The following is a 23,914-nucleotide window of genomic DNA, read 5'->3' as shown; positions in this document are numbered from 1 at the left end:
GGGAATCCCTTCTCGCGGAACAGCAATGACAAATTCAGTTGGTCGTTTCCTTCCACTCTTTATAGCAGTCGCCATTCTGTCCTGGGCCAGCGCATATCCGGTTGTGCGTATTGCGCTGCATGATTTTGCGCCTATCCCGCTCGCGGCCGTACGATATGCCATCGCTGCCATTGCTGCGGGTGGGTGGCTGCTTTGGAAACGCCCAGCTCGTCTGCAAAAAGCTGATATTCCGCAGGTTCTAGGATGCGGTGCAGTTGGCATCACGCTGTACAATATCTTTTTTAACTGCGGCGAAGTGACAGTCTCTGCGGGGGCCGCGAGCCTCCTTATCAGTGCCGCGCCTCTTATGGCCGGGCTCATCGCCATGGCGTTTCTTGGTGAGCGCATGTCTCTTTTGGGATGGGCTGGGTCCATCCTGAGTTTTGCCGGTGTTGTTCTAATTGCCCAAGGGCAGGCCGGGGGATTGTCCTTCGGTTCAGGTGCGACATTCGTGTTCGGAGCTGCTGTTTGCGGAGCGCTCTACACGAATCTTCAGAAAGGGCTGATCCGTCGGTACGGTGCTCTTACAACGATCGCTTATATTCTGATCAGTGGTGCTCTGTTCCTGCTGCCATGGCTGCCAGAAGGATTGGCCAGCTTTTCTCATGCATCATGGGCGGGACGGGCATCCGTGCTGGAACTGGGCATTTTCCCCGCCGCAATCGGATATGCTGCTTGGGCTTTTGTGATTGGGCATCTGGGAGCTACGCGGGGCGCTGCGCTGCTGTATCTGCTCCCGCCTGTCACGATGGTTCTGGCCTATATTCTGACCCATGAGATTCCGACGTTCCGGACACTCGTTGGAGGTGCCATTGTTATGGCTGGCGTTATTGTCACAAACACATGGGGGCGCCACCCTGTTGCTGCGCCAAGCGGTCGGTTGAATAACTGATGTCTCAGCTCTTTCTCTCGGTTGTCACGGATCTTTCTAACTGGCCGTCATCGCGCAGGGCAGACGTCGTTCTTGTAGCAGACGTACCGGAAGAGGGCTGGTCAGACGTAGTGTCCTTGCCGGCACCCTCTCCATTTCGCAAGAGACACGGCATCGGGTGTTCATGCTGCTCGCGAGAGGGGTTGTCGATGGTTTTGGCCCAAGTTTTTCAGGATCATGTGACGGGGGCGAGGTCGACAATTCGCGGAGTGGTCGTTCTTGTGAGTGTTCAGGAGCAACGGGACGTTCTGCAAATGCTTGAACAGGATGTGCTGGTGAGAGCCAGATATCGCCTTCAGGACTGATGACCTGCTCGCTCCCATGGAGGAACGGGCGCATATCGTGCCGCCAGAAAATCGATCATCACTCGGACTTTGAGCGGTACGTGCGTTGTGGGCACATACACTGCATGCAGATCTGGCCCTTCAAGCAAGGGAGTATCGAGCGTGATGGGTTTGAGAAGGCCTGACTGAAGTTCATCGGCGACAATAAATGTTGGCTGATAAAGAATGCCCTGGCCCGCCAATGCTGCCGTGCGTAGGACGTCTCCATTATTGGAGCGCAGGCTGCTTTTGACCGGAATGGTCCGTTCTCCCCGGCGTCCGAAACTCCAGCGTGTGGTGCCTACGGGGTCGCTGAGGGTGTAGCCGAGGCAGGTGTGATGTTCGAGGTCACTGACCGTGGCTGGAGTGCCATGTTTGGCCAGATAGGAGGGGGCGGCACAAAGCGTGAAGTTGATATGCGCCAGACGCCGGGCTTTGAGGCTGCTGGGCAACAGATGACCGATCCTGAGAGTTAAGTCCCATCCTTCAGCAATAGGGTCGACGCGGCGATCATCCACGCCCAGTTCGACTGTCACCAAAGGGTATTTCTGGCTGAACTCTGGCAGGAGAGGGGCGACATGGCGAATGGCGAAAGATACGGGCGTATTCATGCGCAGCAGCCCACGGGGCTCGGCTGCGCCTGCGGTGACTTCCTGCTCCATGTCTTCAAGGCTGCTCAGGAGTTTCTGGCACCGATCGAGATAGAGTTGTCCAGGTTCAGTCAGTGAGAGGCGGCGCGTGCTGCGATGGAAAAGTGCCACGCCCAGATGAGCTTCGAGCGCTGAAACGTGTTTTGTCACCATCGTCTGGGATAGGCCCAGAGACCGTGCCGCAGCAGCAAAGCTTCCTTGTCCCACCACTCGAACGAAGGCTTGCATACTCGTAATCCGGTCGAGCACTTCACACTCCTGGTGCCAGATGACTTTCCTGTAGTCAGGATTATCGTTGTCGCAGTTTGATGACAACCTTCGCGACAGATCGACTGACGACGGAGTTTCTCATGACGGATAATTCGAGGCAGACAGGGCCGATAGAACGCCAGCCTGCTATTTTTATTCCTCATGGGGGTGGTCCCTGCTTTTTCATGGACTGGCCGGATGTCTGGGATCGAATGGCGGAGCATCTGCGTGGGGTCGCTGCTACGTTGCCTCAGCGTCCTGCTGCTTTGGTTGTTATGTCGGGGCATTGGGAGACTGACCGGGTTACTGTGACAACAGGCACCCATCCCCAATTGATCTATGATTATTACGGCTTTCCTGCCCACACTTATGAGCTCCAGTATCCGGCCCCGGGCTCTCCGAAGCTTGCTGAATATATTCAGAAGCTTCTTGCAAAGGCGGGAATTGCGAGTGGTGGAGATGCCTATCGTGGGTTTGACCACGGAGTGTTCATTCCGCTCATGCTGGCGTTCGAAAAGGCCGATATTCCCGTCGTTGAGATCTCCTTGCCGTTGAATGCGACGGCTGAGGACGTGATGGAAATCGGCAGAGCTTTGGCCCCGCTACGAGATGAAAACGTGCTGCTGGTGGGGGCGGGGATGACGTATCACAATCTGCGACGTTTCCTGCGTCCAGACGCAGAGGCGGACCAGCAGTCCCGGCATTTCGATGACTGGCTTTATCGGTCTGTAAGTGAAGAGCCTGACCAGCGTTCGTCCCGGCTGGCGCGATGGGCAGAAGCTCCGTTTGCTCAAGACTGCCATCCGAAGGCCGAGCATCTGTTACCATTGATGTTTGTGGCGGGCGCGGCAGGAACGGACCCGGGTGTCCGAGATTATAGTGATACCGTCATGGGGAAGGCGTTGTCCGGCTTCCGCTTCGGTTGAACTTGCTTCTGTTTCAATTCAAAAAAGAAAGATCTTCCCATGAAGAAAATACTCTCTGGTGCTTTTGCAGCTCTTGCTTGCGCTGCGGTATCCACTACTGCCTTTGCCGCTGCGCCGGCTGATGTGAAGAGCGGCTCTTACAAGGTTGAAGCTGGCCATACCCAGGTCAATTTTTCAGTCCTGCACTTTGGTTTTTCCTACTATTCGGGACAGTTCTCCAACGTGAGTGGCAGCCTGAAGCTGGATGCCAGCCATCCGGAGAAATCGAAGCTTTCCGTGACAATCCCGGTTTCCAGCGTGGCGACATCCAGCTCGGTGTTGACGGATGAGCTGAAAAACAATGAGTGGTTTGACGCTACGAAATATCCGGATGCGACTTTCGTCTCGACGGAAGTTTCCCCGGTAGGTGCTGAAGATGCAGTTGTCAGTGGTAATCTGACACTTCATGGCACGACGAAGCCCGTTGTTCTGCATGTGCACTTCGTTGGCGCTGGTGTGAACCCGATGGACAAGGCCTATACGGTTGGCTTCCAGGCTACTGGAACAATCCATCGCAGTGACTTCGGCGTCAAAAAGTATGTTCCCTATGTCGGCGATGACGTTAGCCTGACAATTGCCGGAGCTTTTGAAAAGCAGCCCTGAGTTTTTTCTCATATAAAGAAGGCGGGATATTTCCCGCCTTTTCTCGGATGAGGAATAAGATCATTCTATTCCCTGCGTCTTCGCGCAATGGAGAAGTGATTATGAAGCTTTACTATAAGCCTGGTGCGTGTTCGCTTGCCGCGCATATTATTCTGAATGAAATCGGTCAGCCGTATACGCTTGAAAAAGTAGATACGACCACGAAGAAAACAGAGACCGGCGCAGATTATCTTGCCATCAATCCACGAGGAGCCGTACCGGCAATCGAGATTGAGCCGGGCGTTGTTTTAACCCAGAATTCGGCAGTTCTTCAGTATATTGGAGATCATTCGGACGTTCTGGCTTTTCGGCCAGCCTACGGCTCCCTGGAACGAGCGAGACTGCAGGAAGCTCTCGGGTTCTGTGGTGATCTGCACAGCGCATTCGGTGGCCTGTTTGCCCCCAACCTGACGGAGGAGGCTGAGAAGTCTGTTCATGCACAGATCCATCGGCGGATGACGCAGTTCGAGGATATGCTGTCTGACGACAAAGCTTATTGGCTTGGAGACGACTTCACGCAAGCCGATGCTTACGCAGCTGTTATCATGACATGGGCTGTTTTCAAGAAACTGGATATTTCTCATCACCGCAAAGCATGGGTATTGCGGGAGAGGGTGATGTCTCGTCCGTCTGCAAAGCGGGCGCTGCAGGAAGAAGGCTTGGCCTGATCCTGCGCTATGCGGAGGGGGCGATGAATAGCCCTCTCTGTGGATTGTAAATTTCGATATTAGCGAATGCTGTCGATATGGTAGCCGTTCGACATTCTGTATGTGACAAGAAAATGCTTTCTTGTTTTGTGTGTCTGATACCAATCATCCGTAAAATAATTACTGATCATTGTTCCGTGCAGATCATAGGTTATTTTGTATGACGTTGGTGCACCCAAACCCGCATTGATTTTGTCTACAGAGACGATTTTTGCGATGGTGACATGTGTGATAGAATCATCCCCAGATACTTTCTGCCATCCGATCCATCCAAATATTGCTAAGGTCGTGACAAGAAAGATTGCAAAGAATAAACCCATCCATTCTTTCTTTTGAGCGGATAGCGCCATACAGAACCTTCTTCAAATCAGTAGAGATACACGACAATAAAATTATATTTGCACATATCTGTTTCTACCTTTGATGACACGTAAAATATTTTTTCTGTATTTGTTTCAGGGCGTTAAAAATCTGAAAGTGGCGAGTTGTAGGGGAGTGCAGCGCTAACGCGGCTAAGGAGCATATACGCCTAAATTAAGATTTGGCGTTCAGGCATAAAAAAAGCCGCTCCGAAGAGCGGCTTTTCGCACAGACGAGCTGCTGATCAAAGCTTCAAAGAGCCTTAATGCTTACTGCAGACGTCTTGCCGTTACGGCCAGCTTCGAGCTCGTAAGAGACCTGCTGACCTTCGTTGAGGGTGTGGATGCCGGCACGCTCAAGTTCAGAGATGTGAACGAACGCGTCCTGACCACCATTGTCCGGCTGAATGAAGCCGAAGCCTTTGGTGGAGTTAAACCATTTTACGGTGCCTGTTGCCATAACGAGGCTCCTTTTTTAACAATAGCGGTCGTGCACAAAACACACACGAAATCATAACTTTTACGGAGAAAGAATGGCGCAACATGCGCCGGTTACCCCAGTAAAAGCACCCGCTAAAAAGACAATGGGGGTATTGCGTTTGAGATGCAAGGGAAAACATCTGAGTGGAGTAAAATAAAATGTTACTCAGACTGTAAAATACTATTCAAAGCGTATATTTATTTGTTGCGATTATAAAAGATAATGCCCACTACTTGTATGAATTTTATGCATAAAAATCTTATTAAAGCTGCTTTATTTCTCGCATCCTGAAAAATTTCGTGTCCACACCTCTTCCCCTGAGTCGGGAATTTTTAGTCGATATTCACTCTTCGAACACCGCCTGGAACCTTCGTTTTTGCCTCTCGGTGAACAAATGAGGCAGAGGCCGTGTTGTAATCCGGGTTTTCTGCCATCGCCTGCAGTGTCGCATCGTCTCTGAGATCGAGAGGTCTTGGATGGCCGTCATTGCTCTTCTGCGCTGCGACCGCACACACCTGCATCGCATGGCTAAAGGGAAGAGGATTGCCCTGTGTCCCGGTAAACATCTGCTCACGCACACAATGGCTGTCTGTCTGGCCAGTCAACCACGGAGCTGATGAGCATGCGGAAAGAGAAATGAGGGCAAAAAGAGGAAGGTAGCGCATAAGGGCAAGTGTACTACGGGACAATCCGGGCCGCAAAGAAAACTGACGTGTGCGGATGCCATTTCCAATATCGTCGTGTCCGTCACTGGGGAGGCGCATGCAGTATATTAGAAGAAAGTGACCTCCGTCGCTTTGCTTCTCCGTTCTCCCCGCGCGCTCATATATCAGGAGCCTATCAGGTTTCTTTTGAGATAATTTGAACCTTTGCTGTGGTGAAGAATTTAGTGTTCACCCTGTAGGAGGCGAACATGTCGATCCTGATCAGCACATCATTTTCCAAATCTGTCTTCCTAATGGATTATCCGGGTACGAAGGATCCATTATTTCCAGACGGTGATCCGATGGTTGATGACCCATCTGAGGAAGAAGAAACGCCAGAGCCAGACGAATGGCCAGATGTGGAGTTGCCAGAAGAGCCGGGGCCTTCACCATATCCGCCGTTTGGTCTGAAGACGGTTAGTGCAGGGGGGGGTGATCTACCAACCCCGCGACCGCCTCAGCCCCCAATGCCGCCGTCACCTTTGCCAACAGAGCCTCCGCCATTGGAAGAACCTCCGCAGCCGTTGAATTAAGTCAAGAAATTGGCTTTTGGTTCGCACCGCTGGGCAGGGGCAGTCCGTCTCGGACGGTGTATGGCCACTGATATCTGATGGCCGTCTATAATGTTTGTTATGGAAAAGGTTCGTAAAGGCGCGTCGTCTTCAACGCGCCTTTTGGCAAACCTGGAAATTAGTATCCAGGTGCGGGGTATGGAGCGGGGGTCGGCCCGTAGCTCGGATACGGCGTCGGAGCGACCACCGCCGGGCCGTTCACATTGCTCATGATGACGTTACTAATGATGCCCGTTGTGATTGCGGCGAGGAGAAAGCTTCCACCGTAATCAATCCAGCGATATCCCGGAGGTGGGGCATAAAGGCCTGGGTATCTGTGCCAGCTATCAACAAACACGCCCCCGCCATTGTAACGATCACCAGAGCGCCACATGCCGCGATGAGGGCCTGCGCCACGGAAGCCACCGCCGCCTCCGCCCGGGCCTCCACGATAACCATTTCCACCTTGGCCGCGTCCGCCACCGCCTGGGCCGCCGCCGTCACGATGTCCTCCACCCCCATTCGGGCCACCACCGTCGCGATGTCCCCCGCCGCCACCTGGGCCACCGCCATCACGGCCGCCTCCTGGACCTCCCTGAGCGCTAGCTACTGTGGGGGCGATAGCGAGTGCCAAGCCCATCAGCAGAGCAACAGATCGTTTAGTCTTGGTGGACATAAAAAACTCCGTTCGTAATGCGCCATCAAGGGTCTCCCGATGTGGCGAAAATTGGTCACCATTGTAACAGAGAGACAAAACCTCGGACTTTGTTGCGAGATTTCCGGAAAATTTCTCTCGGTTTCCCTTCGCCAGGGGGAGGTTGCTCACGAGCATATCGCGAATGCCCGGCTATCGAACCCGGTATCGTAGGAAATGTGTCATCTCAGCGCGTTCATAATGGCACGGTTCCAAGAATCGCCAGCTGTGAAAAGCGTGTTTCCAAACATACGCAAACGGGTTGCTATCAGCAGTTTCAAACAAGAACAGGGAAGCCTGATTGAAACAATATTCTCTTGGAATGAAAGGGGGTGTGCAGGGGGCAAAGACTACACTATCTGGCGAAAATTCTCATGGATCTGACGCGGCTATTTTCAAAGCTTTTAGCCGTCGAGCGACTGGATTTCCGGATATGACTTCGCCTTATGGCCCAGGGCTGCGTCACTCCCACGCAGAAGATGTTTACGCGTTCCTGATTGGTTGTTCTCTGATTGTGATGGGGCTGATGTGTCTGCACAAGGCCGGGCTTGTGACCGGTGGCGTGGCAGGTATTGCCTTGCTGTTGTCCTACATCGTGCCGATGACGCCTGGAAATCTGTTCACGGTCATCAACATACCGTTTCTTCTTTTTGCCGTTCGCGCCATGGGGGCCCGTTTCGCGCTTAAGACCACGATTGCCAGTTTTGGTATTACTGCCCTCGCGAGTGTTATTCCGAGCGTTATGGAGCTTGCGTATGTCCAGCCTTTGTTCGCGGCGATATTCGGCGGGACAGTGATTGGGATGGGTATTCTCTCGTTGGCTCGTCATCAGGCGGGTGTAGGCGGGACAGGCGTTATCACGCTCTGGCTTCAGAAAAGCCGTGGCCTGAACGCCGGGCGCGTTCAGATCATGATTGATGCAGCCATTCTGACGCTGTCTGCTTTCTTTTTGCCGTGGGAGAAGGCCGTTCTGTCAGCCGTAAGCGCTTTTGCCATGAGTAGTGTGCTCATGGTGTTCCATAGACCTGGACGATACATCGGGCATTAGAGAAAGCCGCTTTCTGGCGGTTTCCAGCCGCACATCCCAGTTAAGAGAACGGCGCTCCGGAATGCAGACCATGACGAACTGTGTTTCTGAAGAGACAGTGCGCCTCAAAAGATCGCCACATCAGGCAGTTTGAGTAAACTCAAATTGTGGCACTGAGTGCCAAAATGTAGAAGGTGCGGAGAATTTAGAACAACGAACAGGATTCAGGCATGAAACTCTCGCGGCTGGCTTTGTACCTTCTGGCTGGATCTGTCATGGGCAATGTTCCCTCTTATGCGGCAGAAACCAAAGAAAAAGCTACTCCGGAAGCGGCCGCGAAGAAGTCTGTACGCGCGTCTGAGCCTGAGAATATCACTGTTCATCGTCGTAACGGAAGTGGCACGGCAGCAGAGTATCGCACGAAGGAAGCCTCTCTTGGCCCCCTTGGCACGCGATCCATTCTGGACACGCCGATGTCTGTCATGGTGGTGCCCCACGACGTTCTGGTTAACCAGCAGACCAGAAACATCAATGATCTGATTGCATTCGTGCCATCTGCCCAGCTTGAAATGCGTGGTGATCCGAATACCAGTCGGCCTCAGTCCCGTGGGTTTGAGGGCGACGTTATTGCCAATACGCGCATGGATGGCCTCAACATGGTCATCACCACACCTTATGCTGCGGAGCAGTTTGATAGCGTTCAGGTTCTGAATGGGTTGGCTGGTGCGGTGTATGGTCCGCAAAATCCGGCGGGCACATTTGACTTCACATTGAAGCGCCCGACGGATCGACAGACAGAGCGTTTTGTTGTGGGTGTTGATTCCATTGGCGCGCCCATGGAAAGCCTCGATGTCTCAGGTCGGGTCGGCCACAACAAGTGGTTCGGCTACCGCCTGAACCTGTTGAACCAGAACGGAGAGGGCTACGTCGCAGACTCCCACCTTCGGCGTAACCTGGTGAGTGGTGATTTCGACATTCACCTTTCACCGAAGACAGTCATCCAGATTGATGCCAGCCAGTACACATATGCCCAGCGCGGCTATCCGGGTGGCTTTTCGTACGCAACGACGATTCAGCTACCGGATGCTCCTGATCTTAGCCAGAAGGGATATGGTCAGAAGCAAGCCGGTTACAACATGGAAACCGATACTGCCCTGATGAAGATCATTCATCACTTCAATGATGACTGGAGCCTGAAGCTGGGTGGGATGTGGCAGAATGCTGCCAGAAATGTTTTCAGTACGGGTAACCAGCTGCTGAACTCTGAGGGACTTTACCGTCAGACAATTTCAGCTGCGACGACGGCGAATGATTTCGTGGCGGGCAGCAATACGGCTTATTTGAATGGGTCGTTCCATACGGGCCCACTGAAGCACCAGATCGAAATCGGAACCAACGGTTACGTCATGGGGAACTACAACCCGACGTCATCGACCGGCACTTTGACTCTGGGGCAGGCGACAATCGGCAACCCACAGAGATTTCCGAGTGCACAGCCTTATTATTCCGGACGTTATAAATCTGCTGATACCATGACGCAGTCCCTGCTGGCCGGGGATACGATTTCTCTGGGCAAGCACTGGTCCATCATGGGGACGCTGGCCTGGAGTTGGCTGAGCACCAATAATTATGCAACGAGTGGCACGAAAACGTCGTCCTACAGCCGTGCCGCTGCCTTTAGCCCGATGACAAGTCTGCTTTATAAGCCGGCAGCCAATCAGACGGCTTATTTCACTTGGGGGCGGTCCTTGCAGGCTGGTACTTCGGCGCCGGCAGGTGCTGTGAATGAAAACGAAGTGACAGCTCCTCTGCGTTCAGAAGAGTATGAGGTTGGTTACAAGATTTTGGTGGCCAAGAGACTGCAGCTGAATATTGCCGGCTTTAGAATGTCTCGCCCGTTCGCTTATACAGACCCTGTTACGTATGTTTATTCCAATTACGGTGTGCAGCGGAATTACGGCGTTGAATTCCAGGCCTCCGGAAATCTGACGCAAGATCTGAGTATCCTGGGTGGTATGACCTGGCTGGATGCTCAACTCTTGAACACGGGTGTGGCCAAGACGTCCTACAAGCAGGTTGTTGGCGTGCCGCCTTTGATGGCGAACATGTTGATTGATTATCGACTGCCATTTCTTAAAGGCGGCGCTGTCAATGCGAACGTGCATTACATGGGGCGCCGGGCGGCCAACGTATATAACACCACGTTTGCTCCGTCTTATGTGACGCTGGATCTGGGCGCGCGCTATGCAACGCACGTTTATCACCAGCCTCTCGTGTTCCGCTTTGGCGTCGATAACGTCACGAACCAGAGCTACTGGGCTTCTGTTTACCCATCGAGCATCAACGGTGGTGGAAGCGCTACAAACTCTGCAGTGGCTGGGCTGCCACGGACGTATCACTTCACGATTGAACTGGACCTCTGAGGCAATAAAGCCCTTTCAGCCGAGGCTGAGAGGGCTGTCTTCCATCCAGAGAAGAGGATGGAACGTGAAGGCACGGCGCAAGATATGTTCCAGATCTGTACGGCCTTCCGTCTTCATCCATTCGTCTACAGCTGTGCGATAAGTTGCAATCGCGGTCCGCGCGATCAGGCGGGCTGCCAGTGATGGCATATCTGTGGGGGGGAGGCGGTCCATGAGGGCTTTGGCAAGCGCCTCTTCCCATTCCTCATATTTTTGCAGACTGACACTCCGAAGTGCGGGCTCGTGCTCAAGGAGTTGTACGAGCGCGTAGGCGTATTCCCGGTTGGCGGTGATCCGTCGAACAACCGGAAGAAGGGCCAGAAGGACCATGTCCTGCAACGAAGCATCCGGACTGGCAGACGCAATCGCATCATTAAATGCCTGAGTCATGTCGCTGGTCCAGGCGAGGATGATGTCTCCTTTGCCTGAAAAGTATCGGAATAGTGTTCTGCGGGAGACATTGGCAGCTTCCGCGATTTGCTCGACAGACGTTTCTTCATATCCTTGAGTAGAAAACAGCCGCAGTGCCTCCCACGCTAGCGCTGTCGCGGTGCGATCCTTTTTGCTTTGCCGCCTGCCGAGATCTTTTTTCTTGTCCTGTTCGCCATCCATCATGGTCCGACGGTCTTCCAGTAAGCGGGGGATATCATCTTGGTGTCGTCCAGAAGGTCATCATGATGGCGTGTGTGGGGGAGCGAAGCTGCCCGGTGTATGGTTTGTCGCGTCTGTATAACGCCTGGCGGCGGCAAGGGCAGTGTGAAGTTCTTCAAAAATATTTTCTGGACCGATTGCGACTATCAAATGGTGCCGGTTCATATCTGCCCTGAGATCCTGGCTTACGCGTCCAAAAATCATCGTTACCTGCCTCTGTTTGAGTGTTGCGAGTAACAGGCGCAGGTCGTTGGCTGCCGAATAATCAATATCCGTGATGGGGCTGCATTCAATGAGGATGCAGTGAACGGGGTGAGGGGCATCGCTAAGCAACGTCAGGATGTCTCGGTTGAAGCGAGTAGAGTTGGCGTAGAACAGGTCCGCACAAAAGCGGAAGATAATGAGTCCAGGCTCACTCTCCAGGCCCCCGCGTGCTGGAACGGCTTCCAGCGGGCCTTGAGGAGTAAAGGGTTGGAGAACGGCCGTGTGAGGATCGTAACTGTGGCGCACATGACGAAACAGCGACAGGGCGATGGCTGTCAGAACGCCTTGTTCTACTCCGGCGCCAACAACGACTGCCGCTGTCACAAGTGCAAGCCAGAACTCCCCCGGGCTTTCCTGACGGATTGAGAGCAGTGCGCGGATTTCGATCATTCCCAGCGCGACAGTGAAGACAATCGCAGCGAGTACGCATTGTGGAAGGTATTGCAAAGGCGTGGTGAGGAAGAGGAGCACGATCAGGGTGGAAAGAGAAAAGACAACTTGTGCCACCTGACTCTGGGCACCTGCTCGTACCGCCATAGCTGTCTGGGTTGGGCTGCCGTTAACCGTGAAGGTACCACTGACTGCTGCAAGTATGTTGGCAGCTGCCAATCCCGTCAGATCCCTGTTCTCATTCAGTTCTTCGTCGTACTGTGTTGCGTACACGCGGGATGTCGCAGCGCTTTGGGTGATGATGACGAAGACGCATGAGGCTGCCACTGGGAAAAGCGCAAGCAGTTCATTCCAGCTGATAATGGGTATTTGGAAGGTCGGCAGTCCGCTTTGGATAGGGCCAAGCGTCGGGAGATTCTGCGTCAGGAATGGGACTGTTCTGTCTGCCAGAATAGCGCCAACGACAGCCAGTAATGCGGCAGGGCATCGTGGGCAAAACCGGTTTAGAAGGAGCAAGCCGCCTACGGTGGCACCGGCGGTAAGGGTGGATGTCAGGTTGAGGTGAGCGGCCTGAGTGAGAGTTTCGACCGCCTGCATCGCGGGGTTATGCGATGTCGTCTGGATGCCGAGCATGTCGTGAAACATGGAAATGGCGATCTGGACGCCAACCCCTGTCATGAAGCCAACAAGGACTGTTCGAGAAAGAAAGTCTGCCAAAAAACCGAGGCGAAATAATCTGGCGGCCAGAAGCAGCATTCCGGCAAGGAGCGCGGTAGCGCTGACCAACGCCATGTAGTGTGCGCTTCCTGGTGCAGCCATGGCTGTAATGGCGCCAGAGAGAATGGCTGCAGTGGCGGAATCTGCCGCGACAAGAAGATGTCTGGAAGAGCCGAAGGCGGCAAAGCCCACAAGAGGCAGAAGAACTGTATAAAGCCCGGTGACGGATGGCATGGCCGCAATGCGGGCATAACCAAGGACCTGCGGGATGTTTGTAAAAGCGAGCGAAAGCCCTGCCAGAACATCGGTTCGCCATGATGGGGGAAGCTTTCGGCGCCGGGGAAGCTTCATCACATTAACCTCGCAGGACAACGACCAGCTTTTGTTGAAAAAGCTGGTCGTGCCGGTTGGTTAGCCCTGAACAATAGCGATCAGAACTTCCACAATTTCTGGATCAGCCAAGGTAGAGAGGTCTCCAAGGCCATCAGTCTCGCCGCAGGCAATTTTGCGCATCAGGCGTCTGACATTTTTGCCAGAGCGCGTCTTTGGAAGATCAGGGACGATATATACTTTTTCTGGCACCGCATAACGCCCGACTTTCGCAGCTATGGCGCGAACGGCAAGCATTTCCAAGTCAGGATGGGATGGATCACGGGCCACAGCATACACGACGATGCCCTGACCTTTCAGGTCATGTGGAATACCAATCGCGGCACTTTCAACAATCGCATGTTCTGCAGCCAGTGCATCTTCAATCTCGGCAGAGCCGATGCGATGGCCAGAAACATTGATGACGTCATCAACCCGGCCAGTGATCCAGTAATAGCCGTCTTCGTCGCGTCGTGCGCCATCGCCTGTAAAATAATGGCCGGGGTAGGGGCGAAGATAGGTTGTTTCAAAGAGCGCGTCGTCATTCCAGATCGTCAGTGCGCGACCCGGCCATGATCCATCAATGCAGAGCACACCTTCTGTTGCCCCTTCCAGCGGATGTCCCTTGTCGTCAACCAGGATGGGATTCACGCCCGGAAGTGGGAGTGTTGCAGACGCTGGCTTTTCCTTGACAGCGCCTGGAACGGGCGAAATCAAAATGCCACCGCTTTCAGTCTGCCACCAGGTATCTACGAAGGCACAACGCCCACCACCAATGACATCATCGAACCAGGACCATGCCTCCTGACTGATCGGCTCACCGACAGTTCCCAGCACGCGCAACGATGTCAGGTCGTATTCGCGGGGAACATCGTTTCCTTCGCGCATCAGGGCACGAATGGCGGTGGGAGAGGTATAGAATGTGGTGACCTTATGGGCCTGAATAACATCCCACCAGCGACCGGGCTTCGGATGAGACGGCATGCCCTCGAACAGGAGAACGGTGCCGCCGTTCGAGAGCGGGCCATAAACCACGTAGGTATGACCGGTAATCCAGCCGATATCGGCCGTGCACCAGAACACATCACCAGCCTGATGATCAAAGACGAGTTCGTGTGTGTAGGAGGCCCAGGTCAGGTATCCGCCTGTTCCGTGGACAATGCCTTTTGGTTTGCCTGTGCTTCCAGACGTGTAAAGTAGAAACAGCGGGTCCGTAGAGGCCATCGTTTCAATTGGGCATGACGCCGAAGCCGATGCCAGCAGTGGATTGAGCATGTCATCACGGCCTGCCTGCATTGGAACGGGCTCGTCTGTGACACTAACAACCAGAACATGCTTCACCGACAAGCTGTCAGGACGCAGGCTCAGAGCAGAGTCCATTGTCGTCTTGAAAGGGATGCGTTTCGCGCCACGCCGCCCGACATTGGCCGTTATCACCAAACTGGCGCCACTGTCGGCCAACCGGTCTGCAATAGCCTCAGGCGAGAAGCCGCCGAACAGCACGACATGGATTGCGCCCAGCCGTGCACAGGCCAGCATACTCACCACGCCTTCGATCACTGTTGGCAGGTGAACTGCAACGCGATCCCCCCGACGAATACCGTGATCACGCAGAACATTCGCCAGACGGCATACGCGTTCATGCAGGTCACGATATGTGAGGCGGATGATGTGCTCCGCTTCTTCTGCCTGCCAGATCAGAGCTGTCTGATCTGCACGGGTCTTGAGGTGCCGATCTAGGCAATTGAAACTGGCGTTCAGCGTTCCATCTGAAAACCATCCCGTTCCAGTATCCTGCGCGTTGGATGGTGCTTTAATCCAGTCCAGCCTTTTTCCCTGATCCTGCCAGTATGCTTCTGGATTTGCTTGGGCGGCATCCGTTAGCGCGCGATAATCTTCAGGGGAGAGGCGAAACGCACCAGCGCGATAAGGGGTGGACATAAACGGAATGTGCTCACTGACCAGAAGCTGAAAAAATTAGGGTGAAAACCTGTATCTCAAACAGAACCACAAATCCAAAAGCAAAAAAGCCTACTAGCTTACAATGCTGTAATTTCTGGGATTGAGGCTGCAAAGACGCGTTTTATGGAGCTTCTGTTTCTGGATGCTGCTGCATCAGATATGCAACGGCATCCTTCCAGTTGGCGACCCGCGGAGACCATTCCACATTCAGGTTGTGTGGAGCAGAGAACAGAATGCCCTGTCCCCGAAAATGCTGAAAATGTCGTACGTTGTCATCAATAAGGAAATCGGCAGCAAGAATACTTTTATGACCGCAGAATACGATGTTCAGAGCGGGAATAAAGGGAAAGTGTTTCTGAAGCCATTGGAATTTAGGAGCGCAGGACGCCGGGTATTCCATCGCGGCTGTCGTAATAAAAATGTCGAAATGCTGGTTTAGAAATTTTAGCGCATCCTTGGCGCCGGGCATGACCTCAAGGTCAGCAAAGAAGTGTCCCTCATGCAGAAGTGCCTGCATTCCCGCAGCGTGTTCCGGAGTTGCCAGATCGCCTAAATGGTGCCCCTTCAACTCGTCTTCTGTCCAGCGATATCCGTGCGTGTCTTTGTACCACAGGCGCTGAGCGGTGAAGGCGTCAGCAATCACTTCATCCATATCGATAGCGAGACGGGGGCGAGATTTTTCCACGCGACAGGGACTCCTGACAGAGTTCAGAGACACAACTCTCTTCTGTTCAGGAGGGAAGGGCAAGCCGCAGGGCGCATGGGATCATGAAATGACAGATATCTGCGCCCTGCTGTGTAACAAGTTTAAAGAAGGATTAGCTGATGCTGCGACCTTCGTTCAGGCCGTAGAAGATGAAGTGCATCAGAAGATCATCTTCATATTCCGTTAAATCCGGATTGGCTGCACGATACTTTTCCGGGTCAAAAAAGCGATTGGGTTTTCTACCTTCCCGATATCCGGCTTCCCGATAATGCGTTGCTGGATCTAAGCCAGATGCTGCCACATCCGGATATTCGCGCATGTACCACGCCTTGTCGAAAGCACAGACGAGGTCAGGAAGAAATGGGCCGCTTGCAGGCTCTTCCGTGATTTCAACTGGCTCTACCACGACAGGAGACTCTTCGATAACGGCCTCCAGAACTACAGGGGTGGCTTTTTTGCTACGAGAGGCGGACGCTACCTTTTTCGTGGCAGTTCGAGAGGATGTCTGTCGATTGGCAGAGGACATAATTAGACTTACCCTGTCAGTTAAAATGTTTTTGGTTCTGCTGTGGAAACGCCGGTAAAAGGCCCCCTTGTTTCCCCAAGGCCTGCGAAACCCTATCCTAGTAATGAAACCATTAATATCGAAAATTCACGACTTTTTAGTAAAAAACAACGTCGAAGCTGCCGAGGCAAAAATGCGAAAAAAAAGCCCTTGGAAACAAGATGTTCCTTTGCTGCTGACGCCTCTTGGCCCCCAATGCTAAAGAAATATTCCTCGAATTCTCTGAGATCAAACCGATGCCGAACTCAAAGCCTCTGATTCTGTCCTTCGGAAGCATCAATATTGATGTAACTGCTCGGGCCGTTCGCCTGCCTCTCCCCGGAGAGACCGTGCATGGTGAAAGCTATGCCGTCATGCTGGGTGGTAAAGGCAGCAATCAGGCTGCCGCGGCTGGGCGTCTGGCGTCCGGTTCCGAGGTTCAGGTCGCATTGGCAGGGCGGATAGGGCAGGACGGTTTTGGTGCGCAGGCGCGCCAGGAGCTGGAGCGTTTTGGGGTGGACCTCTCTCCGCTGCGAGAAGACGCCTCTCATGCCACGGGAATTGCGCTGATCGGGATAGACGGGAGCGGAGAAAACTGCATCACCGTTGTTGGTGGTGCGAACATGGCCGTCGATGAAACCGATGTTGACGCAGCCTCAGACTGGATTGAGCGCGCGGCAGTGCTTCTATTGCAACTTGAAGTGCCTCAGCAGGCAGTTCTGGCAGCCGCCCGTAAAGCGCGGATCAAGGGCGCTATAGTTGTGCTCGATCCGGCACCTGCGCCGGAAAAGGGGCTTCTGGATGCGCTCTGGCAGGAAATCGATATTATAACCCCGAACGAAAGTGAAACTTTTCAGCTCACAGGCATTCGGCCAGAAACTGTAGAAGACGCGGCGAGGGCTGCGGACTTGCTTCTGGCAAAGGGCGTGAAATCCGTCCTTGTAAAAATGGGAAGCCGGGGCGTTTTCTGGCATGATGGAACACGCAGCGGTCACAGTGCACCGTTTTACATAGAGCCCATTGATACTGTGGCGGCTGGGGATTGTTTCAATGCCGGACTGGCATTCGCTCTGGCGCAGGGAAAGCCACTCTCCGAGGCTGTCCGGGTTGCGTCAGCGTGCGGGGCGCTCGCGACGACACGTCATGGCGCTGCTGATGCTGCTCCCGCATGGGATGCTGTGGCTGCGTTGATGAATGCGCAGCCAGAAGCCTAGACAGATCAAAGAGGAGGCCTTTTTCAAGGCCTCTATAAATTTGAAAATCCCTCACATTGCGGGGGACGAATTTCCAATTTTAGCGGCAAGTTGATCCACGAGCGCGCGTGTCACGGCAGTGATCCCGTCATCTGTGGCTGTTGATCCCTGAGTGCTGAAGCTGGCGCGCTGGTGTACAACCGGGTGATGCTCGTCAGCAGGGACAAAGGACCAGTCTGCTTCTAGCGTACCTTGACCTGACTTCGTGATATCCAGCCGGTTGATAGTGATCACCAGCCGGGTTTGCGGAGAGCCAGCTGTAGGATGTGTTGTGACGAACACAGAAGGCCAGCTGCGAGAGAGCTGCGCTGTCACGAGATCTGTAATGCCTCTGGACAGACGACTGGCCCATCGGCCATTTGCGCTGCGATCTAGAAGATCGCCATTTCTGACAAGGATGTCCTGACTATCGAGGTAGTCAGGAACAATAACAGGATCGACAGCTAATGCGGTTGCTGATGCGGTGCTGGCTGCCAGATCATTTCCGATGGCGGGCGCGCCAAGCGTATAAAACCGCACTGGTGGAGAGGAGCAGCCGCTGAGAAGCAGGCCGGCAAGAGTGAGCGAGGCGAGGTGCAGTCTCATCAGTGGCGTCCCGTCAGAAGAAGTTGCGGATTACGTTCAACATCGTTTGCAAAGCCGCGTAGGGCAGAGGCTGCTGCTGCGATATCGCGGAGGCTCGCTTCGAGGTTAGCCCTGTCCGCTGAGCGCGGAGATGTAATGCTCTGAATATTGTTCAGACTTTCCCCAGCCTTCTGGATCGTCTGATTGCTGCTTAACAGCAGGGCTTGGAGCTCTTTGCCACGTGCAGTCAACTGATCGGACCCGGCATCAGCCAGTCGGTTCAGGCTGTTGAGGGTATGTTCAAGCTCGGGTTGAAGGTGCGTAACAAGGTCTCTGCTCGCATCGATCATGTCGCGACTATGGTCGGATGTCGCACGAATGCTTTCGATCAGGGTCGGCATATCCCTGTCCAGCTTGTCAGAAAGCTCCCTTACAGCGGCAAGGGTCGCGTTGGCGTTGTCGCCAAGTTCCTTGAACGGCAGGTTCTGAAGGGTTTGGGTCATCGCCTGGATGGAAGACTGTTTTGTTGGAATTTCCGTGAGGGTGGCGATGTCAGGATGCATGACCGCTGGTGTATCAGGCGCAAAATCGAGGTCGATCTCTGAAGAGCCGGTGACAAAACTTTTGAGATTCATTTCTCCACGGAGGCCTTGAGAGACGAGGTCCCGGATTGTCGGAAAGTGGTGAGCACTACTGTTTGTCAGGGTAATATTGTCTGGCCGCATCGTGACATAGACCGGAATATAGGCGTCTCGCGTCTGCGGGTTATATTCGATAACGACCTTATCGACCGCGCCAACCTGAACCCCACGGAAGGTAACGGGTGCACCCACCGACAGCCCGGACGATGCGCCATGGAAAATAAGGACAGCTTTTTCCATGCGGGTGAAGGGATGGAAATTGCCGAACAGCACAAAAGCTGCCACGCCAAGACCGATCCCACCTACAACAAAGGCGCCTACGAGAGCCTGCTTGTTCATCAATTGCGTCCTTCTTCGTTGCGTTCCCGATGCATGAAAGCATGGACCTGAGGTTCGTCGCAGTGGTCGCGCAGGTCCCTTGGAGAGCCGTGTGCGATGGGGATTTTGCTTTTTGCGTCCAGGAATATTCCGTCATCGGCGATGTGGAACAGACTGGAGAGTTCATGGCTGACGATAACGACGGTCGCGCCGAGACCATCTCGGAGATTGAGAATCAGGTCATCCAGGCGGGCCGAAGTGATTGGGTCCAGACCTGCAGAGGGTTCGTCAAAGAACAGGATATCCGGATCCAGTGCGATTGCTCGTGCCAAACCAGCACGCTTCCGCATACCACCACTGATTTCTGACGGAGACATGTCGATGGCTGGCAGAAGACCTACAAACCCCAGTTTGAGTTCTACGAGCCGACGAATGACATCTGGTTTGAGGTCCGTGAACATCTGAAGGGGAAGAGCGACATTCTCCCCGAGAGTCATGGAACTCCATAAAGCGCCGCTCTGGAATAGAACGCCGAACCTGTGGTTGAGCTCTGTTCGTTCTGCTTCAGTGCCAGACCAGTAATTTTCGCCATCGACCTGATATTCGCCAGCCGTGGGGCGAAGAAGGCCAATCATACTTTTCAGAAGTGTACTCTTGCCGCAGCCAGAGCCGCCCATAACGGCAAAAATGCTGCCCTTCTTAACTTCTAAAGAGATGTTCTTCTGAATGACCTTCGGTCCAAATGCGAGAGTGACATCCTGCATTGAAAGAACGGTTTTTCGGGTATCGGTCATGCGTCAGATTCCCAGCACGTCGGCGATAACGGCGAAAATGGCGTCAATCGCAATGACGCCGACAATTCCCACCACAACAGCCCGTGTGGCAGCGATGCCAACATCAGCGGCTGATCGTCCAGCCTTCAGGCCAATCCGGCAACTGGTCAGCCCGATGAACGCACCGAAGACAATGCTTTTAACAAATGCAAAAATAAACTGGCCGATACCGAAGGATGTGATTGTCTGATGGAAATAGCCAGCAGCCGTAATATCCAGCATGGAAATCGCGACCACGAACCCTCCCAGCATGCCGATCAGGCAGCCGTAGAGGTAGAGAAATGGCATCGTGATAACGAGCGATAGAACTGCCGGAAGTATCAGATACGTGGATGTTGGGATGCCGAAGACGTTGAGGGCATCAATTTCTTCATTGCCCTGCATGGTGGAAATGCGCGCTGCGTAGGCGCCTCCGGTTCGTCCTGCCATGATGATGGCGGTCATGACGGCGGCCATTTCGCGAACCATGGCGATGCCAACAAGGCTTGCAACGTAAATACCGGCAGCAAATTTCTGAAGCTCAACCGCCCCAACAAATGCAAGAATGGCACCAATCAGAAAATTGACGATGCCTACAATCAGCAATGCCTGAGGGCCGGCATTTGCAGTGTCACTCAAAAGATCTGAAAGACGCATCCGGCTTCGCCCTGTAAGGGCCTGGAGCCCTCCGCGAAGGGTCATTCCACCTAAACTTGTAACGGTGCCGATTTCAGTGAGGCTACTGATCGTGTGGCCCCCAATCCGTTCGAGAACGGGGAGACGCTTGGCGGGCGGGGGGGGAGGGCCATCAGAGGCGTCGGGTAAGAGTTCGAGAAGCTGTCTTACAGGGGCCGGTAAGCTTTGAGCATCCAGAGTGATATGTCTGTCGTGCCCGCTGCGCTTAATGTCCCAAAGGAACGCGATCAGACCTGTGTCCCAGTCGGTGATGGGGGACATATCAAAGGTGATGGTGCTTCCAGCAGGTGCTGCACGCAGCCCGTCTTTTGGAAACTGTGGAATGTTTCCTGTTCTTGCCAGCCACACACCCCGAAGTGTCAGAAGAGGGTTGTTCCCTTCTGACGTAAGGCTCCACTGCGGAGATTGAGATGGGTCTAGCGGGGCAGGTGGCTTTTGCAATTGCGTCACGCCATTTCAGTCATTTTAGTCCTTATCCTCTCTACGAGGTCAGAAGCCATGAGGGAAGAGGTAGGCCGAACCGTTCGGTCATTTTTATCGGTTCAGTGTACCAAGAGAGTCACTTGTGAGTGTTTCGGAAGGGTGAGAAAAGCAATGAGACTTCATAACGTCCGAAATGGTTCTTTTATGCGCTCCTGGCTTCTTTCTGTCCCTCTGCTCTGTGCTGCTACGATAGGAATGACTTCTCAGGCGTTCGCCTGGGGACCGTATGGCCATGCGATTGTCGCGGATATTGCTCAAGATCGCCTGACGCCAGCGGCTGCGAAAGCAACAACTGCACTTTTGGCAATGGAAGGTCATCAAACGCTGGATCAGGTCGCATCATGGCCAGATACGATCGGACATGTTCCTAAAAAGAAGGGCGGAGAGCCAGAGACTCTACTTTGGCATTACGTTGATACAGATGTTTCTCAGCCAGCATATGACCAGGCCCGCGACTGTGCGGATGGAAACTGCGTTGTTGAGAAACTGCCCGAGCTGGAAAAAACCCTTGCTGATCACACGGCCTCTCCGGAGAGGCGGCTTTATGCTTTGAAGTGGGTTGTACACTTGGTTGGTGACTTGCATCAGCCGTTGCATGCTGCGGAGCGGAATAACGATAAAGGCGGAAATGCTATCCGCCTTTCATATTTTGGCGATACCGCAAATGGGCATATGAATCTCCATGCCCTATGGGATGAAGGCGTGCTGGACCGGCAGGCCAATTTGGTTGTTGGGCCTCATTATTCCATCGACTTCAGTCGTGCTCGTGATGAAGCCACTCGACTGGGGTCGACTATCACACCTGATGAGACGGCATACTGGGTGGCTGATCTTTCTGGTGGTGATGTTCGCCATGCTGTTATTGACTGGGCTGACGAAAGCCATTCCCTGGCACGGTCTGTTGCTTATGGCGCACTTCCCCAGATTAAAGGGGCAGATATTAAGGACGCCTATACAGCTCTTGCTTGGCCAATCATCGAGCTTCGGTTGCAGCAGGCAGGTGTCCGTCTTGCTGCAATCCTGAATACCGCAATGAACGAGCAGTAAGCTCTCAAGTGCGCTTCTCTTATCTGAATTTGTATAAGAACAAATTCAGATAAGAGTGTTTTTCCTAGAGTATATAAATTTACTGAAGCTGCGGAAGGCTCGCTAAAGCATCGGTCGCAATGACGCTTCGATTTCTTCCTTCAGCTTTGGCATAATAGAGGGCGCGATCGGCATCTTCGATGAGATGGGTATAGTCCGGATGTCCATCAAATGTGGCTACTCCGATCGAAACAGTCACAGAAAACGAAGAACCTGTTGGCTGAGTAAGAATATGCGTGACGTTTTCACGAATATGCTCCGCAACCTGGAACGCTCTCTTTATATCCGTCTCAACCAACGCGATCAGAAACTCTTCACCGCCGTACCGGAAGATAAAGTCGCTTGTCCGGCAGGATGAAATTAGCTTTTCAGCCACGCCTCTCAAGACGGCGTCCCCACCGGTGTGTCCGTAGCGATCGTTGATCGATTTGAAATGATCAATGTCGATCATGAGAATGCTGAACGGAACTTCCCGACGAAGAGATTGAGCGACTTCCCTCGCCATGATCGTCGGTAGAAAGCGGCGATTGAGCGTTGAGGTTAAAGGATCGCGCCCGCTTTCAAGTGCCTCACTCTCTTTAAAGAGATCATCCATAAGGAAGCGGATTTCTTCTATCTGGGCCTGTAGCTCGTGAATGCGCGCTGTGTCAGGGGGAACCTGAGCCGATAGAGCTGGAATGAGAACACGATCTATACGACGCATTGAGGTTCGAATGTGCTCGATACCCATCGTATTCGGGAACAGCAGGCTCCCCTTGTGATTGAGCCAAAGCCCAAATCCTGAACTTTCCAGTGAGGGCAGGGGAGGGGGAGCGTTGCAGCAAATGGCGAGTAAAATCTTGTGCCCCCAGTCAAGGAGTGCTGCACGTTGAACTTCTCGTTCAAGAGTGACGTCCTGCCCGAGCGTAACAAGTCGATACGCTTCGTCTGTCTCAATTTCTTTCTGGAGATCCCTTACGAACTCTCGGCTCATCATTTCGATAGCCAGATCCATCATGTTTTCGATGTAGTCGATGGCGGTCGATAGATCGGCAGGCGTGAGGAAAATCTCAAAAAGTAGTTTTCTCAGTGTGTTTTTAAGAAGGCGTGCCCCATGCATGACGACGTGCATCGGGACGCGCATGCGGGCGTGGACCAATCCAATCCGTCGCTGCGTCGCTATAAGCTGCGCGAGGTCGGGCGCTGTAGCTGAGAAGAGAGATTGCAGCCATCTCAGTAAGGCGGAATGAAGGTGGTCGTTAACAATTTGGTTGGAGAGAAACGGCGTGGCTTCCGGGTGTGTCAGAAGTGTCGAATAGAAGACTTCCACACTCGCAGCAGCATGGTTCTCGACCATATCGGCAACCGCGGAGCGGATTGCGGGATCAATGGCATCGATAATGAGCTGCCACTCGACCTCATCTGGTGAGAGTTGTTTGCTGTTTGAGAGAAGTGCATCAACCGTCATTCGGGGACTCCAGAAACGAAAACGGCTCACAAAATGTGTGTGGCGTGCCGCACGCCATATGATGATCCACTATAAGCGTTAAATTCAGGTGAGTAATGTCACGGTTAGGCGTGATGGCCTATAACGTTGCCTGATAACTCTGAAATCGTAAGGCTATGCGGGCAGTTTTGAAAGCTGTGAGACGGGGATGGCAGCATGGTCCGAACCGTCAGAAAGGGTTTCAGCAA

General features: G+C 53.5%; 25 protein-coding genes. 10 read left to right on the top strand and 15 right to left on the bottom strand.

All coding sequences use genetic code 11. From position 1 onward, the window contains the following. Positions 1 to 25 precede the first annotated feature (25 nt). Together GCE01_RS00125 and GCE01_RS00120 are read left to right on the top strand one after the other, a co-directional pair. On the top strand, positions 26 to 931 hold the full coding sequence (locus GCE01_RS00125; protein ID WP_046899492.1) for a DMT family transporter: 906 nt from the start codon (positions 26 to 28) through the stop codon (positions 929 to 931). Further along, positions 931 to 1,275: a hypothetical protein gene (locus GCE01_RS00120; RefSeq protein ID WP_086633921.1), complete on the top strand. Its 345-nt coding sequence runs from the start codon at positions 931 to 933 to the stop codon at positions 1,273 to 1,275. The genes GCE01_RS00125 and GCE01_RS00120 overlap by 1 nt, the downstream gene beginning before the upstream one ends. Here the strand turns inward: GCE01_RS00120 and GCE01_RS00115 are convergent. Beyond that, the gene (locus GCE01_RS00115; protein WP_099210120.1) at positions 1,266 to 2,192 is read right to left on the bottom strand and encodes a LysR family transcriptional regulator; all 927 of its coding nucleotides are present in this window, start codon (positions 2,190 to 2,192) and stop codon (positions 1,266 to 1,268) included. The two genes, GCE01_RS00120 and GCE01_RS00115, sit on opposite strands and share 10 nt — an antisense overlap. 101 nt (positions 2,193 to 2,293) lie before the next feature. On the opposite strand from GCE01_RS00115, the gene GCE01_RS00110 reads away from it, so the two are divergent. The 3 genes from GCE01_RS00110 to GCE01_RS00100 all read left to right on the top strand — a co-directional run bounded on the left by GCE01_RS00110 (position 2,294) and on the right by GCE01_RS00100 (position 4,467). Further along, positions 2,294 to 3,118: a DODA-type extradiol aromatic ring-opening family dioxygenase gene (locus GCE01_RS00110; protein ID WP_099211060.1), complete on the top strand. Its 825-nt coding sequence runs from the start codon at positions 2,294 to 2,296 to the stop codon at positions 3,116 to 3,118. A 39-nt stretch (positions 3,119 to 3,157) separates the two neighbouring features. Beyond that, the gene (locus GCE01_RS00105) at positions 3,158 to 3,760 is read left to right on the top strand and encodes a YceI family protein (RefSeq protein WP_099210118.1); all 603 of its coding nucleotides are present in this window, start codon (positions 3,158 to 3,160) and stop codon (positions 3,758 to 3,760) included. Between the two features lie 101 nt (positions 3,761 to 3,861). After that, positions 3,862 to 4,467 (top strand): glutathione S-transferase N-terminal domain-containing protein, encoded by a 606-nt coding sequence (locus GCE01_RS00100; RefSeq protein ID WP_099210116.1) that lies wholly within the window; start codon positions 3,862 to 3,864, stop codon positions 4,465 to 4,467. Between the two features lie 59 nt (positions 4,468 to 4,526). On the opposite strand, the gene GCE01_RS00095 is transcribed toward GCE01_RS00100, so the two are convergent. The 3 genes from GCE01_RS00095 to GCE01_RS00085 form a co-directional block, all read right to left on the bottom strand. Then, on the bottom strand, positions 4,527 to 4,856 hold the full coding sequence (locus GCE01_RS00095) for a hypothetical protein (protein WP_099210114.1): 330 nt from the start codon (positions 4,854 to 4,856) through the stop codon (positions 4,527 to 4,529). A gap of 262 nt (positions 4,857 to 5,118) precedes the next feature. Then, positions 5,119 to 5,325: a cold-shock protein gene (locus GCE01_RS00090; RefSeq protein ID WP_046899487.1), complete on the bottom strand. Its 207-nt coding sequence runs from the start codon at positions 5,323 to 5,325 to the stop codon at positions 5,119 to 5,121. A 353-nt stretch (positions 5,326 to 5,678) separates the two neighbouring features. Then, entirely contained in the window at positions 5,679 to 6,110 is a 432-nt protein-coding gene (locus tag GCE01_RS00085) for a hypothetical protein (protein WP_099210112.1), read from the bottom strand. Between the two features lie 149 nt (positions 6,111 to 6,259). Between GCE01_RS00085 and GCE01_RS00080 the strand changes: the two genes are divergently transcribed. Continuing rightward, on the top strand, positions 6,260 to 6,583 hold the full coding sequence (locus GCE01_RS00080) for a hypothetical protein (protein ID WP_099210110.1): 324 nt from the start codon (positions 6,260 to 6,262) through the stop codon (positions 6,581 to 6,583). A 157-nt stretch (positions 6,584 to 6,740) separates the two neighbouring features. Here GCE01_RS00080 and GCE01_RS17320 read toward each other — a convergent pair whose 3' ends face one another. Further along, complete coding sequence (locus GCE01_RS17320) at positions 6,741 to 7,277, bottom strand: RcnB family protein (RefSeq protein ID WP_099210108.1); 537 nt, start codon at positions 7,275 to 7,277, stop codon at positions 6,741 to 6,743. 451 nt (positions 7,278 to 7,728) lie between these two features. On the opposite strand from GCE01_RS17320, the gene GCE01_RS00070 reads away from it, so the two are divergent. Then, positions 7,729 to 8,343: a YitT family protein gene (locus GCE01_RS00070; RefSeq protein WP_046899483.1), complete on the top strand. Its 615-nt coding sequence runs from the start codon at positions 7,729 to 7,731 to the stop codon at positions 8,341 to 8,343. A gap of 209 nt (positions 8,344 to 8,552) precedes the next feature. Then, a complete protein-coding gene (locus GCE01_RS00065) occupies positions 8,553 to 10,745 on the top strand; it encodes a TonB-dependent receptor (RefSeq protein WP_174694757.1) in 2,193 nt (730 codons plus the stop codon). A gap of 15 nt (positions 10,746 to 10,760) precedes the next feature. On the opposite strand, the gene GCE01_RS00060 is transcribed toward GCE01_RS00065, so the two are convergent. The 5 genes from GCE01_RS00060 to GCE01_RS00040 form a co-directional block, all read right to left on the bottom strand. Continuing rightward, positions 10,761 to 11,399: a TetR family transcriptional regulator gene (locus GCE01_RS00060; protein ID WP_086633914.1), complete on the bottom strand. Its 639-nt coding sequence runs from the start codon at positions 11,397 to 11,399 to the stop codon at positions 10,761 to 10,763. Between the two features lie 57 nt (positions 11,400 to 11,456). Further along, on the bottom strand, positions 11,457 to 13,157 hold the full coding sequence (locus tag GCE01_RS00055; RefSeq protein ID WP_099210106.1) for a SulP family inorganic anion transporter: 1,701 nt from the start codon (positions 13,155 to 13,157) through the stop codon (positions 11,457 to 11,459). Positions 13,158 to 13,217: 60 nt separating this feature from the next. Continuing rightward, positions 13,218 to 15,116, bottom strand: a complete 1,899-nt coding sequence (gene acs, locus GCE01_RS00050) for an acetate--CoA ligase (protein WP_099210104.1) — start codon at positions 15,114 to 15,116, stop codon at positions 13,218 to 13,220. 142 nt (positions 15,117 to 15,258) lie between these two features. Further along, positions 15,259 to 15,822: a 5' nucleotidase, NT5C type gene (locus GCE01_RS00045; RefSeq protein ID WP_099210102.1), complete on the bottom strand. Its 564-nt coding sequence runs from the start codon at positions 15,820 to 15,822 to the stop codon at positions 15,259 to 15,261. Between the two features lie 133 nt (positions 15,823 to 15,955). Next, positions 15,956 to 16,369: a hypothetical protein gene (locus tag GCE01_RS00040; RefSeq protein ID WP_099210100.1), complete on the bottom strand. Its 414-nt coding sequence runs from the start codon at positions 16,367 to 16,369 to the stop codon at positions 15,956 to 15,958. A gap of 275 nt (positions 16,370 to 16,644) precedes the next feature. On the opposite strand from GCE01_RS00040, the gene GCE01_RS00035 reads away from it, so the two are divergent. Then, the gene (locus GCE01_RS00035; RefSeq protein WP_099210098.1) at positions 16,645 to 17,601 is read left to right on the top strand and encodes a ribokinase; all 957 of its coding nucleotides are present in this window, start codon (positions 16,645 to 16,647) and stop codon (positions 17,599 to 17,601) included. Positions 17,602 to 17,652: 51 nt separating this feature from the next. On the opposite strand, the gene GCE01_RS00030 is transcribed toward GCE01_RS00035, so the two are convergent. From GCE01_RS00030 to GCE01_RS00015, 4 genes are read right to left on the bottom strand one after another with little or no spacing between them, the layout of a single operon-like run. Then, positions 17,653 to 18,225, bottom strand: coding sequence for a PqiC family protein (locus GCE01_RS00030; protein WP_099210096.1), 573 nt, complete (start codon positions 18,223 to 18,225; stop codon positions 17,653 to 17,655). Continuing rightward, on the bottom strand, positions 18,225 to 19,184 hold the full coding sequence (locus GCE01_RS00025; RefSeq protein WP_086633908.1) for an MlaD family protein: 960 nt from the start codon (positions 19,182 to 19,184) through the stop codon (positions 18,225 to 18,227). Before GCE01_RS00025 ends, GCE01_RS00030 begins: the two co-directional genes overlap by 1 nt. Further along, on the bottom strand, positions 19,184 to 19,957 hold the full coding sequence (locus tag GCE01_RS00020) for an ABC transporter ATP-binding protein (RefSeq protein WP_099210094.1): 774 nt from the start codon (positions 19,955 to 19,957) through the stop codon (positions 19,184 to 19,186). Before GCE01_RS00020 ends, GCE01_RS00025 begins: the two co-directional genes overlap by 1 nt. A gap of 3 nt (positions 19,958 to 19,960) precedes the next feature. After that, positions 19,961 to 21,121 carry an ABC transporter permease gene (locus tag GCE01_RS00015; protein WP_373321868.1) on the bottom strand — a complete coding sequence of 387 codons (1,161 nt, stop codon included), beginning with the start codon at positions 21,119 to 21,121 and terminating at the stop codon, positions 19,961 to 19,963. 228 nt (positions 21,122 to 21,349) lie between these two features. On the opposite strand from GCE01_RS00015, the gene GCE01_RS00010 reads away from it, so the two are divergent. Continuing rightward, the gene (locus GCE01_RS00010) at positions 21,350 to 22,201 is read left to right on the top strand and encodes a S1/P1 nuclease (RefSeq protein ID WP_244591027.1); all 852 of its coding nucleotides are present in this window, start codon (positions 21,350 to 21,352) and stop codon (positions 22,199 to 22,201) included. A gap of 79 nt (positions 22,202 to 22,280) precedes the next feature. Here the strand turns inward: GCE01_RS00010 and GCE01_RS00005 are convergent, their stop codons facing one another. Further along, positions 22,281 to 23,687, bottom strand: coding sequence for a diguanylate cyclase (locus tag GCE01_RS00005; RefSeq protein WP_099210090.1), 1,407 nt, complete (start codon positions 23,685 to 23,687; stop codon positions 22,281 to 22,283). Between the last annotated feature and the right edge of the window lie 227 nt (positions 23,688 to 23,914).

The sequence above is a fragment of the Gluconobacter cerinus genome, from assembly GCF_002723935.1.
In the GTDB taxonomy this organism is placed as follows: Bacteria; Pseudomonadota; Alphaproteobacteria; order Acetobacterales; family Acetobacteraceae; genus Gluconobacter; species Gluconobacter cerinus.
The sequence above is the reverse complement of the archived record's forward strand: the minus strand, read 5'-3'. Positions and strand labels throughout refer to the sequence as shown.